The following is a 14,560-nucleotide window of genomic DNA, read 5'->3' on the forward strand; positions in this document are numbered from 1 at the left end:
TATTATTTGGTTTTCATGGAAGATTTTATAAAGTAGCATATCAGGATGGCGTATGCGCCCAATGCCAGCACTTCCGACCATGTGTTCTGCACCCATGCCTCATTCACCAGATTGATTCCTCCGAAGCGCATGGCTGCACTTACCACGCCCATCAGAGCACCGCCTGCAATGAAGCCGGAGGCAAGCAATGTTCCTTTTTCTCCACGTTCAGCATTGAGAGCAGTGTCTTTGCTGCGACCGGTCACGTACCAGTTGACAGCACCGCCCACAACAAGCGGAACGTTTAGTTCCAGAGGGATGAACATGCCTAATGCAAAGGCCAGTGCCGGAATCTTGAAGAAGTTCAAAATAACGGCAAGTACGGCTCCGATGGCGTAGAGTAGCCATGGAGCGCCCACACCGTTCATCAACGGTTCGATAACGGCAGCCATGGCGTTAGCTTGAGGAGCAGCCAACTGTCCGCTGGTAAAGCCGTATGTCTTGTTCAGAATAATCATCACACCGCCTACGGTAGCAGCTGAAACAAGAGTACCGAGGAATTTCCATGTCTCCTGCTTGGCAGGTGTGCTGCCCAGCCAGTAACCAATCTTCAGGTCGGTGATGAAACCTCCCGCCATAGACAGGGCCGTACAGACAACACCGCCCATTACAAGGGCTGCCACCATTCCTTCAGGTCCTTTCAGTCCGACGGAAACCATTACTACCGATGCCAGAATAAGTGTCATCAGCGTCATGCCGGAAACGGGGTTAGTACCCACAATGGCAATGGCGTTGGCTGCCACGGTGGTGAACAGGAATGCAATGCCTGCCACAAGCAGGATGGCAACGACGGTATGTGTCAGATTGCCTTGCATCACGTCGAAATAAAAGAACAGAACAACCAGCAGCAAGGTGATGATGGAGCCGATGGCAATAATCTTCATGGAAATATCTCGCTGCGTGCGTTTTACTCCGGCCTCCGCATCTGCTTTTCCGCCCATTTCCTTTGCGGCCAACCCTACGGCACTCTTGATGATGCCCCACGACTTGATGATGCCGATGATACCCGCCATGACAATGCCGCCGATGCCGATGCTCTTGGCGTAATACTTGAATATCTCTTCGGGAGACATTGAAGCTACGGTAGTCGTGATTTCAGGATTCCATTGGTTCAGCACTGAGTCTCCCCAAAGCAGAGACATACCAGGGATGATGATCCACCAGACAGCCAGCGAACCGGCGCAGATGATGGAAGCATATTTCAGTCCGACGATGTAACCCAGACCCAGTACGGCAGCACCAGTATTGACTTTGAATACCAGCTTGGCTTTTTCGGCCATCATTTCGCCGAAACCGCATACGCGGGTGGTGAAATTCTCGTTCCACCAACCGAAAGTGGCCACTACGAAGTCGTACAAGCCTCCGATGATACCTGCCATCAACAATGGCTTGGCCTGGTTGCCGCCTTTTTCGCCGGATACAAGTACCTGTGTGGTGGCCGTGGCCTCCGGAAAAGGATATTTGCCGTGCATGTCGCTAACGAAATACTTACGGAACGGAATGAGAAAAAGTATGCCCAGTATACCTCCCAGCAAAGAACTGACGAATACTTGAGCAAAAGTCACTGTAATCTCTTGGGGATATGTCTCTTGGAGAATATAAAGTGCCGGAAGGGTGAAGATGGCTCCTGCTACGATGACACCCGAACTTGCACCGATAGACTGTATGATCACATTCTCGCCCAAAGCATTCTTGCGCTTGGCCGCGCCTGATACGCCTACGGCGATAATGGCAATGGGGATGGCTGCTTCAAATACTTGTCCCACTTTTAATCCCAGATAAGCGGCTGCGGCCGAGAAGAGGACTGCCATCAGGATGCCCCACGTCACCGACCATACATTGACTTCTGCATACTTCTTTTCGGGACTCATCAACGGATTGTACACTTCTCCCGGCTTCAATTCACGGAACGCATTTTCCGGCAATCCGGTAATCGGTTCTTCTTGTTCTTGTTTCATAGGTTTTGTAGTTTGATGTTTTTCTTTTAAGCCTCCAAAGAAAGCAAAAAAAAAGGAGATTTAAAAAAATCTCCTTCATTCAATGTCGCAAAGTGTATTATTTCTCATTCTTTCGCGGTCATGTCTCCTTCAATAAACAGTCGCATGATTTCAGTTTTGGCATTGGTGCGCAAAGTGATGGACTTTTTGAAGTGTCCGGGGAATCTTCCGGCTCCGTTGTACGTCACTTTTACAGTTCCTGTTTTTCCGGGCAATATCGGTTCTTGCGAATATTCGGGAACCGTGCATCCGCAGGAAGCTACTGCTTGATGGATGACCAATGGTGCATCACCTATGTTGGTGAATTTAAAAGTATAGTTTACCACCGGGTTGTTTTCGGAGAATGTACCGAAATTATGTTCAGTCTTCTCAAATTTGATGTCTGCCTGACCTTGTGCATGAGCATGGCCGATACTCATCACTAACAACATTATATAAAAAGCGATTTTCTTCATATTCTTATTCCTTTTAATGATTATACGCGGCAAAGGTAAACCTTTTTCTCGAAAAATGTTTTTTATTATTGCGAAAATGTATTAATAGCTTGTTCCTTATCGGTGTTTTCCGATCGACGGACAATGAGCATGGAGAAGTAGGGGAACGGACGAGAAAGAATCTGGTCGGGGCATTTGAGATACACATCGTCAGCAGTGCCCACGTTTTCGAAATAGTGATAATCGTATTCCGGATGCAGCCTGATGAGTTCGTGCATGTTTTGCGCGCACTTGGAGAGTTTCATGATGACGACGGCGCCTTCTCGTTCTATGCAGCGGGTCACTTCACCGGCTGTGGCTGTGCCGGGAAGTACGGTCAGCGTTTCAGTTCTGCTCACGAGGTGGATTCCTGCCCGTGCTCCGGCTGCAATAAATGCAGGCACGCCGGCAATATGCTCTACCGGGATGCCTCTTTTTCGCAGTCGCTCGTACACGTAATGTATAGAAGCGTAGAAGCCCGCATCGCCTTCGGCGGCTACGCATATTTTCTTTCCATCGGCATGCTGTTTCAGTATTTCCGCATAAAGACTGTCGTAAGCCGATAAGGCTTTGTCACGCTGCCTGCTCATCGGAATATCAAAGCGGATGATACACTTTGCCTCGATTTCCAGTCGGTGAAGGATGGCGGCCGCACGCGAGCTGGCCGGGGATGTTGCGGAGTTTTTATTCATTGTCTCCGGACAGAAGATGCTGTCGGCGGCTTGCAAGGCTTTCAGCCCTTTTACGGTAATCAGTTCCGGATCGCCGGGGCCGAGAGATACGAATAGAACAGGATACATTTTGTCTTGATGGATTGAAAATTAAATGAAACGAAATCTTAAAAACGGCTACAAAAGTGGTGAAATAATTCATAGAAAACAAAATGTGGCATGGTTATCATGAACAAAATATGCTAACTTGCTGTTTGATGGGGAAATAAAAAAGATGTATCACTAAAAGTAAAAGAAAGATGAAAGAAAAATTGCAAAATTTGTTTGTAACTGCGTTGACTTGGGCTGCTTCGGCACAAAAAACAGGTATCAACTTGATTCGTGTGGCCATTTTGGTCATCTTTGTGTGGATTGGCGGACTGAAATTCTGGAATTATGAGGCGGAAGGTATTGTGCCTTTCGTAGCCAACAGTCCCTTTATGAATTTCTTTTATACGCAGGATGCGCCGGAATACAAGAATTATAAATTGCGAGAAGGTGAGTTTGACGAAGTAAAATACCATTGGCATGTGGAAAACAACACTTACGGTTTTTCTTATGGCTTGGGTATTCTTATCATGACTATCGGCGTTTTAACTTTCTTGGGAATATTCTTTCCTAAAATAGGTTTGGTAGGAGCCATATTAGCCATTGTCATGACCATCGGCACGCTCTCTTTCCTGATTACGACCCCCGAAGTATGGGTGCCCGATTTGGGAAGCGGGGAGCACGGTTTTCCTTTGCTGACCGGGGCAGGGCGTCTGGTCATTAAAGATACAGCCATACTTGCCGGCGCCATCGTTGCCTTGTCTGATAATGCAAAAAGCGTGTTGGGTAAGATGAAGCGGAACAGTTGATTTGTCCAGCTTCTCCATCGTAAAATTGATATGATGTCATTAGAGTTCGGAGAAAATCGATGATTTTTTCGGACGAAATAGTTATAAATCACATGGAGTTCTCCTATGAAGAAAATAACCCAAGACGATAATGCCCTTAAAAAGTTGCATTGAAAATGAGGGTTTTACACTTGTACAAGTGTTGCTTCTCACTTGTACAACCGTAAGCCTTCACTCATACAGGCGTATCCTCTCACTTGTACAAGTGTAACTTTACGCTTGTACAAGTGCTATTTCACATGCGTAAAAGCGCCTGCCCGCATCCTTTAGTTCTACGGAAAAATATTGATTCTTTCGTAGGATTTCCCGAAAAGATAATCATCTCTTTCTTTTGGCATAATCTTTATTGCTCTTATTGACAAAAACTCATTGCCGGATGCACGAAACAGGCACAGGTAGTAGGTTGTTTCCCATGTTGCTTATAGTGGGTTCAAGGTATCTCTTTACCCGTTTTTCCCGCATTCCATCGGGAATGGCTTTTGCTGGAGAAAGCCGAATATTAGTCGTTTTTATAAGGAAAGCACTTGCGTATTTCCTCAAAAATGACGAATATTGTACTCGAATTTTATAAAGCTCTCATAATCATGATGCGAATATCGGCCATAGGCATTGCTTTTTGCAGTATTTTATGTATAACTTCCTGTGGATCAAAATCAAAACATGCTTCCGGACAAGATACCGCCGCTACAGATTATCTCGTTGCTGCGACAGACACGGCAGTCATTGTTACTCCCGTTTATGCAAAGGGGTATGTGGTGAAACATCTTCCGGGAAATGTGCGTTTGGTCGATATACACGACCCTCAGAAAGAGAGCAGCAATACTTTTCACTATGCTTTGGTGCCCAAAGGGACGAAGCCTGCCGGCATTCCCGATGACTATACGGTCATCGAAACACCGGTGCGGCACGTCATCTGCATGACCTCGTTGCAACTCTCCAACTTCATCCGCCTGAATGCCTGCGATTGCGTGGCAGGCATCACCAGTACCCGGCATCTTTTCAACAAAGAGATGAACGAACGCCTGAAGACGGGCAAGACTGCTAAAATCGGCATCGAGGGGAATTTTGACAATGAGGTGATAATAAGCATGAATCCGGACGTTATCTTTATCTCTCCCTTCAAACGGGGAGGGTATGACGCCATGCGCGAAACCGGCATTCCGCTCGTTCCACATTTGGGATATAAGGAGATGACTCCGTTGGGACAAGCCGAATGGATTAAATTTATCGGCATGTTTATCGGGAGGGAGGCGGAAGCGAACGAGGTGTTCGCCGCGATAGAGAAACGATATACCGAATTGAAACAACTGGCTGCCGGCGTGAAGAGACGCCCGGTGGTGTTCAGCGGAGAGATAAGGGGAGGAAACTGGTATGCCGTGGGAGGGAAGAGCTTCCTTGCAGAGTTGTTTCGTGATGCCGGTGCGGACTATTTCCTGAAAGACGACCCCCGTTCGGGCGGTGTGACATTGGACTTTGAAACGGTGTACAGCCAAGCGGAAAGTGCCGACTTCTGGCGCATAGTGAACAGCTACGACGGTAAGTTCTCTTACGATGCCTTGAAGTCGCTCGATCCGCGCTATGCCGATTTCCGGGCCTTCCGCGAAAAAAAAGTCGTCTACTGCAACATGAGCGATAAACCTTTCTACGAGAGCATGCCCATGCAGCCCGAAGTGGTGCTCGAAGATTTGATACATGCTTTCCATCCCCATTTGCTGCCCGATTACAAACCTGCCTACTACGAACTGCTGAAAGAATGAAAAGACCTGTACTGCTGTCGATGCTGCTGATATTCGCGTCGATTCTCCTGTTTTTCCTGCTGAATCTGTTGTTGGGTTCCGTACACATCCCGTTCCGCTCGATATGGAGAATTTTGTGTGGAAGCACGGACGAATCTGTGGTTTGGCAGAACATCATCTGGAAGTCGCGCGTGCCGCAGGCGCTGACGGCCTTGGTGGCAGGGGCGGGGCTCTCGGTCAGCGGGTTGCAGATGCAGACCGTGTTTCGCAATCCGTTGGCAGGGCCTTCGGTGCTGGGCATCAGTTCGGGAGCCAGCCTGGGAGTGGCTTGCGTGGTATTGTTGTCCGGTGCCATGGGCGGTGCGGCATTGAGCCGGTTGGGATATATGGGCGAGGTGGCATTGTCCGTTGCCGCCATTGTCGGTGCGCTGGCCGTCATGGCGCTCATCGTCTACGTATCCCGGAAAGTGAAGGGAAACGTCACACTGTTGATTATCGGCGTGATGATAGGCTATGTGGCGAATGCGGTCATCGGCGTGCTGAAATATTTCAGCGTGGAGGAAGACATCCGTGCGTATGTCATCTGGGGCTTGGGCAGCTTTGCCCGTGTCTCGGGCGACCAGATGATACTGTTCGTATGTATCATGGCGGCATTGCTCCCGCTGTCGTTCTTGCTGATAAAGACCATGAACCTGTTGCTGCTGGGCGACGGCTATGCGCGCAATCTGGGGTTGAACATCAAGCGGGCGCGGTTGCTGGTCATCTCGTGCTCCGGTGTGCTGGTGGCCATTGTGACGGCCTATTGCGGTCCGATAATGTTCATCGGGCTGGCTGTGCCGCATCTGTGCCGTGCCATTTTTCACTCTTCCGACCATCGGATACTGATGCCTGCCAGCCTATTGACGGGTGCAGCCCTGGCGCTGGCCTGCAACCTGATAGCCCGTATGCCGGGATTCGAGGGCGCTTTGCCGGTAAACTCGGTTACGGCACTGGTGGGGGCGCCGGTTGTGGCTTCCGTGTTGTTCAGGAAGAGGAAAGGGGAGGAGCATGAATAGGATAAGTGGAAAAAGGAAATAAGAATGAATTAGGATAAGTGGAAAAAAGGAAATGAGAATGAAGAATGAGACGATACAGATAGAGAGGCTTTCGATTGGCTATTCCGGCAAAGGGGATGTCAAGGTGGTGGCGGAGGGCATCTGCGCCGGAATCAACAGCGGAGAGCTGACCTGCCTGTTGGGTGCAAACGGGGTGGGGAAGTCTACCTTGCTGCGCACGCTGTCCGCCTTCCAGCCGAAGCTGGGCGGGGAGATATTCATCCAAGGAAAAGAGATAGACACTTATACCGACAAGCAACTCTCGCGTGTCATCAGTGTGGTACTGACGGAGAAATGCGACATACGCAATATGACTGTCACCGAGCTGATAGGCTTGGGGCGAAGCCCTTATACCGGTTTCTGGGGAACGCTCTCGAAAGAAGACAAGGCGGTGGTGGGCGACTCCGTCTCGCTGGTGGGCATTTCTCATCTGGCACACCGCATGGTGCACACCCTGAGCGACGGCGAGCGGCAGAAGGTGATGATAGCCAAAGCGCTTGCACAGCAGACGCCCGTCATCTACCTGGACGAACCGACGGCTTTCCTCGATTTCCCCAGCAAGGTGGAGATGATGCAACTGCTGCACCGGCTCAGCCGGCAGACTCATAAGACCATCTTCCTCTCCACGCACGACTTGGAGCTTGCCTTGCAGATTGCCGATAAAATCTGGCTGATGGACAAGGTGAACGGAGTGACTATCGGCACGCCCGAAGACCTCTCGCTGAACGGCAGCCTGAGCCATTTCTTCGCCCGCAAGGGCATCGTGTTCGATTTGGAGACGGGACTCTTCAGGGTGGACAACGAATACACCGATGAGATACGTCTGGCGGGGCACGGACAGAAGTACGCCATGGTGCGCAAGGCGCTGCAACGAAACGGCATCCTGGCAAACCGTAACGTGGAGTCGGCAACGTACATCGAAACCGGAGACTTGAAAGACGACGGCAGCTTTGTGTTGCACAGACCGGACAAGGAGCCGGCCACCGCACGTTCCATCGAAGAATTGCTTGAACTCGTGATACAGACTGTAGACATTAAATAGATATACTGATGAAAAGAATCGCATCCATCTTGTTTATTCTTATACTTTCGGCAGGAAGTGTATGTGCCGATAGTCCCGCCGACTCCATACGCCGGGAGATGAAACGCCTCGGGGGAAAAGAACTCTTGCAGGCGCACAGCGACCTTTGCCGCTTGGCGGCCATCCAAGACGATATGCAGTATGAGTTGCGCTGCATCCGCGAATATCTTGCGGAGGCCCTGAAACAAAAGGACGCGGAAGCCGAAGGGATGGCACGTGTCAGGCAGCTGTATTGCTACTACAACTACGACGAACCGGACAGCATCCTCTTCTACCTGCCGGAGTCGCTCAAGTCTCTGAAGAAAAACAAGACGTGGGACTATTACTACAATGCGTGGAGCGTCTTGGTGGAGAGGTATATTTACGAGGAAAAACTGCAGACCGCCTTGCTCGAGGCACGGAAGATGTATGCCGATGCGCACACTGCCAATAGCAACTACGGACTGGGCGTTTCCTCATACGATATGGGCAGCATCTACCAGACGATGGGACGCTTTCGCGAGGCCGAAAAATCCTTAACGGAAAGTATTGCCGCGCTGTCTAAGGAAGAAAACATCACGCAGCTGCTCTCCGCCTACAATGCCTTGGGCGAAACCCTCGACGGATTGGGCGAGTATGACAGACTGCGGGCAACAGCCGGGAAATGGAAATCCGTCATCGACAAATATCGGGAGGAGGCACTGCGCAAGGGCGATACCCCGCCGCTGAACGGGCGTTACCTCTACTGCACACTGGCTGCCGCCGTTGCCGAGATAGAGACGGCAAATTATTCAAAGGCCGACAAACTGCTGAAACAAGCAGAGATATACGCCGAGGGACGCAAGGCTGTCGCACGGTTCAAGCTCCTGCAAGTGAAGGCGCGCTACTATGCGGCGACAAGACAATATGACAAGGCGATAGCCTGCAACCGCAAGAACATGGAAATCATCGCTGCCTCGGGCGACTCCGTGAGCCTGCTCACCGTGCAGACCCAGCAGGCGGAATTTCTCCTGAAAGCCGGGCGCTATAAAGAGGCTGCCGAACTCTACAATGAGATACTTCCACACAAGGACAGGCTGCGCACCACGGAACTTGCCAATCAGCTTGACGAACTGCATACCATCTTCGAGGTGGATAAGCTCACGCTGCGCAACGAAGTCATCACCACACGTTTTTACCTGTCCCTCGCCATCGGAGCGTTGTTGTTGCTTGCCGTCATTCTATACATTGTATATACGCGCAGGCTGCGCCGTAAGAACAGAGCTTTGTACGACTCCATTCTGCAATACCGGCGTGTGCAGGACGAAGTGGAGAGTTCGGCAAGAGCTATCCCCGAAGAACAACTCGACCGAGAAGGCAGGATTTATCGTCAATTGTGCGAATTGATGAGGACTGAGGAGGTTTTCAAGGATGCAGCCTTGAATCGCGACGTTTTGGCCGAACGACTCGGCACGAACTCCGTTTACCTTGCCGATGCCGTGCGCAAATATGCCGACGGCGCCACCGTCAACGAGTTTATCAATAGCTACCGCCTGCGCCGTGCAGCCTCCTTGCTGACCGGCAATCTCAATCTGAACATCAATGAGGTGGAATTCCAGTCGGGATTCAACTCCCGTGCCACCTTCAACCGATGCTTCCGGGCCTGTTACGGCATGTCGCCCTCCGAATACAAAGCCATCGCCAAAGAAAAAAAGGTAGAAAAGTAACAATTATATCTTCTTATATCTTCTTATATCTTCTTGTTTTGCAGCGTTTTCCATATATGATACACATTATTTTCAAATATGATACATCTCCTGTAAATTAGTTCTCTAATTTTGCGTCATCATCAAACGAGACAAGAATTGAAAAATAACATGTCGGGATATTTTGATGTAACTAATAATATGAAAATGAAAAAGCGAGTCAAAGCATCCTTAGTGATGATGGTATTCTGTCCGCTGATGGTTGAAGCACAAAAACAACAGATAAATCATCTTGCACTGACTTTAAAAAGTCATGCAAGATGTGTACATATCATTTCGCTTTTAGAAAGCCTGAGAAGGTGGATTTTTTTGTGGGGGGAGATGGCCTTATAACGTTTTGTTTTGTTTGAGTTAATAGCTTAAGGTTGCATCTCCCTCTTTTTTTATGATTTGTGCAGACTACAAACCTCTTCAACGCCAGAGAGAGGATGGTTTAATCGCTTATTCGTTGGCGGGGTCTATGCTGACAGGCCGGAATTGATAATATCTTTTGATAAAAGGGCAATGTGCCCTGTGAAATAAGTTTTCATGAAACTTCAATGAACTTCTGATTGTAAAATCGGATTTTACAGAAAAACTGGTGTTAGGTTCTCTCCTTTAATAGTATTGCCCATAAAATCGGGCGATACTTTGGAGGGGAGATATTTTCAGATTTATATCGTCATCAATGGAGGAGGAGAAGAAGAATGAAGATAATGTATTGGGTATATATAACGGAAGATAACGAAGGCAAAATAACCATTGGTTTTTCTGCTGAAATGAACAAGACGTTCTTTGAACTTTCCGCGCGAGGAGGAAACTTTTCCTATCTCCGTTCCTTTTCCATTCCATTCGATGCTTTGGCACATAAACATCTGCTTGAGGCTCTCTCATTAAAAACAATCAGGAGATTTATACGAACCTATCAGGCGGAGACAAAGCGATGTCGCGACAGACTTTTAATTAATTATGATGAGAAGCAAACATTCTAAATTAAGTTATGATGAGAAGCAAACATGAGAAGCAAACATTCTAAATTAAAACAAGATATGAATTATAAAAGAATCATGCCGGCGGTGCTGCTCGGAGGAGCGATTCTCCAAGCCTATGCACAGGAGGTTCTGAAAGAACCGACTACGGTTCGGGATTACCCAATGAGACCAATGAAACCAATAAAGAAACAACTTTAGTTATTCAACCCTATAAAATTAACGAACATGAAGAAAAAGACTCTTTTCGCTGCCGCACTGGCAGCCGTTGCACTGACAAGCTGCAACAACGACAACGAACAGGCGCAGTCGCAGACCAAGCCTGAGTACATCACCGTGAGCACCTCCATCGACAACCTGACCCGCGTTTCCACCACGGGAAACGCCTCCCGCTTCGACGAAGGCGACAAAATCAGCGTCTATGCCTGGACGGGCACTGCCGACGAGGTGGCCGCCACCAACCTCGTAGTGAACAATTCCGTCAACGAGCTGAAAGGCGGCAAATGGCTGCCTACGCCCCTCATGAAGTGGGTGGACATGGCCACGCCTCACTTCTTCCTCTCCGTTTATCCTGCACGCAACGTGGCCGACTTCAAGGCCGACCCCGTAACGGTAGACCCTGCGAAGCAGATGGAGAGCGACCTGCTCGTGGCCGTCAATACCGGCGAGAGCAAAGCCGGACTGAAAGCCACCGATAACCCCGTGCAGCTCCGCTTCGACCACATGATGTCCAAGCTCGTTCTGGAACTGACCTACCGCAACGAGTTCGACGGAACACCCGCCGTGGCTTCGGTAAGCACGGAGGCAAAGAACGAAGGCACCATCGACTACCTCAAGGGTGTGATTACGCTCGGCGGGACTGCCGAAACCTTCGGCCTGCAGGCGCAGAAGGCCAACGAGGTATACGCCTCCGTCATCATGCCGCAGGAGGTGCAGAAGTTCACGATAGCCATCGACGGCAAGAACTACGTCTACACCCATCCCGCACCGCTCGCCCTCGTAAAGGGAAAGAAGCAGACCGTGAAGCTCATTGTGGGGCGCAACCGCATAGAGCTGGACCAAGTGGTGATAAACGACTGGGGAGCTGCCGAGGACATCACGGGCGGAGAAGCGGTAGATTGAATGGGATAAGCGCCGATTAAGAAACCAATTTCAAAGAAAAGAACATGAAGAAACTCTTTTTCATCTCGATGCTTGCAGCGGCGGCCCTCCTCGGGGGGCTGACCGCCTGCAACAACGAACTTGGCGAGCCGCAGGCAGACCGAGTTCCCGAAAATGCCGTGCGGATTACGGCAAGTATCTACAACCCGTTTGCCGCCACCCGCTCCATGCCGTTAGGCACGGCCGAAGAGCAAACCAAGTTTAAGGCGGGAGACGAAATCTTTGTGCACACTTTCAGCAGCCAGCGTGCCACCTATCGTTTCGATGGCTCTGCCTGGACGCCCAAAGACGGCAAGTACCTCCTTTGGCAAGACGACTACCAGACGGAGACTTTCGTAGCCTTTTATCCCGCCGAATGGGCCTTGGCAAGTGTTGGTGGGGCACTATATGTTTTTCCAACAGACCAGAGCAGTAAAGACAAAATCGCTAAAGCAGACCTGATGCAAACGAATCTTAACCAAACAAAAACGAAAGAGGTGTTGCACTTTACGATGTGGCGCTTCACGGCACGCCTTATTGTCAAGATAGCCGGCTTCAACTCCGAATTTCCTGCCGATGCCAAGGTGGAGAACGTCGAGTTTCATAACAAGAGCAACGCAAGCGCCCCTCAAGTAACATACACACCCTATGCCGAGGGCGAGGGCAAGGCGGGCAGCACCTACACGGTGCTTGTTCCCAGTGATGCTGCGAACCATACGGTTTCCCTTACCGTAAACGGCAAGACGATGACCGCCAAGCTGTACCAATATTCGTATGATGTCGGCAAGAGCTACACCTACCGCCTCACCGTGGGCAAGGAGAAACTCGAGGTGGGCGAAGTGACGGTGGCCGACTGGAGCGGCAGCGCAGTCATCACGGGCGGAGAAGCCAAGGCGGATTAAGGCACCCTCGCGCCGGCACTTACAGTACGGCTACAGTCGAACTTACAGTACGGCAACGGTCGAACTTACAGTACGGCAACAGTCGAACTTACAGTACGGCAACAGTCGAACTTACAGTACGGCAACAGTCGAACTTACAGTACGGCAACGGTCGAACTTACAGTACGGCAACAGTCGAACTTACAGTACGGCAACAGTCGAACTTACAGTAAAGAAAAACAACTATATTAATCACCAAAAAACAGTAAAAATTATGTTGATTCATCAAATTAAAAAAGAGACTGCCTATATAGGCAAGAACAAGGGTAAGACCGTTTACTACGCGGCCCCCATTGTACAGGACAAGATTACCACCCGCCAGGTGGAAGACCGCATCATCAACGCCACGGCGCTGTCGCGCGCCGACGTGCGCAGTGCCATCACCGCCCTTGCCGAAATCGTGCGCGAAGAGATGTTTGCAGGACGGGCGGTAGACCTCGCCGACCTCGGCTCGTTCAAAGTCGTTTCGATAGGCAAACGCGTGATGACGGAGAAAGAAGTCACAGCCGACACGCTGAAAGCGCCCCGCATACAGTTCTTCCCCAAAATGGAGATGCGCAATCAGACCAAGAGCATACAGCGCATCGTGCTGCGCAGCGGCGAGAGCGTACCCGAACAACCCGGCACCACGCCCACGCCCGGCGAAACACCTTCGCCCACGCCCGAAAACCCCTTGGGTTGAAACCCCGAAGGAGGGAAAACATTTTTCGTTCATCAACAGTAATCATTCAATAACAATAAAATAACAAAGAAAATGAAGACAATAAAGAATCTGGCAATGCTTGCCGTTGCCGCACTGACCGCTGCTTCGTGCAGCCACGACGAAAACATCGTTGCTCCCGCCGACCACTTCCCGGCCGACGGCATCATCCGCGTAGCTACCGACGTAACCCGCCCGCAAACCCGTGCGGGAATGGAAACAGCCAACCTTCAGGCGTTCCGGCTGCGGGTAGAGAACACCGCCAACGCCAACTATTGCTACAACGCCCTGATGAAGCTGGAAAACGGCGAATGGGTGAGTTACGATAACGCCGGCACCGATAAACTGAAGATGCTCTGGCAGAACAAGACCCAGAAGGTGAACGTAGCCGCCGTATGCATCCCCTCCGACATCACGCTGCTCGACGAGAATTGGCTGGCCACCGGCAGCATCGTACCCGTGAACATCAAGGTAGAAGCCGACCAGAGCAATGCCGACCGGCTGAACAAAAGCGACCTCCTCGCGATGAAGAACCACGAGGTAGACCCTGCCAACGACCTGACCCCGCAAGGCAAGATGAAAGTGGAACTCAAGCACCGCCTGGCCAAGCTCAACCTCACCGTGCAGCTCGGCACGCAGTTCAACCTGAACGGCGCCGGCACCGCCGCCAACCCCATCACCGCAGTGAGCGTGGAAGGCACGAAGACCGAGGCCACATGGAAACTCATTGAAGATGCCATGACCGAACAGGGCAGTGCGACCCCCGTCAAACCCCTGACGGGTATCTACACCCCCGGCCAGGGCGAAACGAAGAGTGCCGTGGCGAAGTACGAATGCATCCTCGTGCCGCAGACCATCGGAGCCAACGGCTTCCAGGTGAAGATTGCCATAGCAGGCAAAACGTATACATGGAAGTCCCTGGCCGAAGTCAACCTTGCGTCCGACAAGCAGTACGAACTCACCCTCACCGTGGGCAAGGACGTAGTAATCGTCGGCGGCTTCTCAGCCACCCCATGGACCGAGGGCGGCACGGAGAATATCGAAACGGAATAAACTTTTTG

13 protein-coding genes are annotated in these 14,560 nt (G+C 50.6%); 10 read left to right on the forward strand and 3 right to left on the reverse strand.

Annotated features, from left to right (window positions below; all coding sequences use genetic code 11):
- Positions 1-2 precede the first annotated feature (2 nt).
- The 3 genes from C3V43_RS03985 to C3V43_RS03995 form a co-directional block, all read right to left on the reverse strand.
- Positions 3-1,997 (reverse strand): OPT family oligopeptide transporter, encoded by a 1,995-nt coding sequence (locus C3V43_RS03985; RefSeq protein ID WP_106068696.1) that lies wholly within the window; start codon positions 1,995-1,997, stop codon positions 3-5.
- A 104-nt stretch (positions 1,998-2,101) separates the two neighbouring features.
- Positions 2,102-2,491: a DUF1573 domain-containing protein gene (locus C3V43_RS03990; protein ID WP_106068697.1), complete on the reverse strand. Its 390-nt coding sequence runs from the start codon at positions 2,489-2,491 to the stop codon at positions 2,102-2,104.
- A 65-nt stretch (positions 2,492-2,556) separates the two neighbouring features.
- Positions 2,557-3,309: a precorrin-2 C(20)-methyltransferase gene (locus C3V43_RS03995; protein WP_106068698.1), complete on the reverse strand. Its 753-nt coding sequence runs from the start codon at positions 3,307-3,309 to the stop codon at positions 2,557-2,559.
- Between the two features lie 170 nt (positions 3,310-3,479).
- Between C3V43_RS03995 and C3V43_RS04000 the strand changes: the two genes are divergently transcribed.
- The 10 genes from C3V43_RS04000 to C3V43_RS04050 all read left to right on the forward strand — a co-directional run bounded on the left by C3V43_RS04000 (position 3,480) and on the right by C3V43_RS04050 (position 14,552).
- Positions 3,480-4,076, forward strand: coding sequence for a DUF417 family protein (locus tag C3V43_RS04000; RefSeq protein WP_106068699.1), 597 nt, complete (start codon positions 3,480-3,482; stop codon positions 4,074-4,076).
- 623 nt (positions 4,077-4,699) lie between these two features.
- Positions 4,700-5,872 carry an ABC transporter substrate-binding protein gene (locus C3V43_RS04005; protein WP_106070451.1) on the forward strand — a complete coding sequence of 391 codons (1,173 nt, stop codon included), beginning with the start codon at positions 4,700-4,702 and terminating at the stop codon, positions 5,870-5,872.
- The gene (locus C3V43_RS04010) at positions 5,869-6,906 is read left to right on the forward strand and encodes an iron ABC transporter permease (RefSeq protein ID WP_106068700.1); all 1,038 of its coding nucleotides are present in this window, start codon (positions 5,869-5,871) and stop codon (positions 6,904-6,906) included. Before C3V43_RS04005 ends, C3V43_RS04010 begins: the two co-directional genes overlap by 4 nt.
- Before the next feature lie 58 nt (positions 6,907-6,964).
- A complete protein-coding gene (locus C3V43_RS04015) occupies positions 6,965-7,987 on the forward strand; it encodes an ABC transporter ATP-binding protein (RefSeq protein WP_106068701.1) in 1,023 nt (340 codons plus the stop codon).
- Positions 7,988-7,995: 8 nt separating this feature from the next.
- Complete coding sequence (locus tag C3V43_RS04020; RefSeq protein WP_106068702.1) at positions 7,996-9,711, forward strand: helix-turn-helix domain-containing protein; 1,716 nt, start codon at positions 7,996-7,998, stop codon at positions 9,709-9,711.
- Positions 9,712-9,891: 180 nt separating this feature from the next.
- The gene (locus C3V43_RS04025; protein WP_131926168.1) at positions 9,892-10,083 is read left to right on the forward strand and encodes a hypothetical protein; all 192 of its coding nucleotides are present in this window, start codon (positions 9,892-9,894) and stop codon (positions 10,081-10,083) included.
- Between the two features lie 863 nt (positions 10,084-10,946).
- Positions 10,947-11,840: a fimbrillin family protein gene (locus C3V43_RS04035; protein ID WP_106068704.1), complete on the forward strand. Its 894-nt coding sequence runs from the start codon at positions 10,947-10,949 to the stop codon at positions 11,838-11,840.
- Between the two features lie 44 nt (positions 11,841-11,884).
- Complete coding sequence (locus C3V43_RS04040) at positions 11,885-12,760, forward strand: fimbrillin family protein (RefSeq protein WP_106068705.1); 876 nt, start codon at positions 11,885-11,887, stop codon at positions 12,758-12,760.
- A 253-nt stretch (positions 12,761-13,013) separates the two neighbouring features.
- On the forward strand, positions 13,014-13,481 hold the full coding sequence (locus tag C3V43_RS04045; protein ID WP_106068706.1) for an HU family DNA-binding protein: 468 nt from the start codon (positions 13,014-13,016) through the stop codon (positions 13,479-13,481).
- A gap of 72 nt (positions 13,482-13,553) precedes the next feature.
- A complete protein-coding gene (locus C3V43_RS04050) occupies positions 13,554-14,552 on the forward strand; it encodes a fimbrillin family protein (protein WP_106068707.1) in 999 nt (332 codons plus the stop codon).
- Positions 14,553-14,560: the final 8 nt, after the last annotated feature.

It is taken from the genome of Prevotella heparinolytica (assembly GCF_002998535.1).
GTDB lineage: Bacteria > Bacteroidota > Bacteroidia > Bacteroidales > Bacteroidaceae > Bacteroides > Bacteroides heparinolyticus.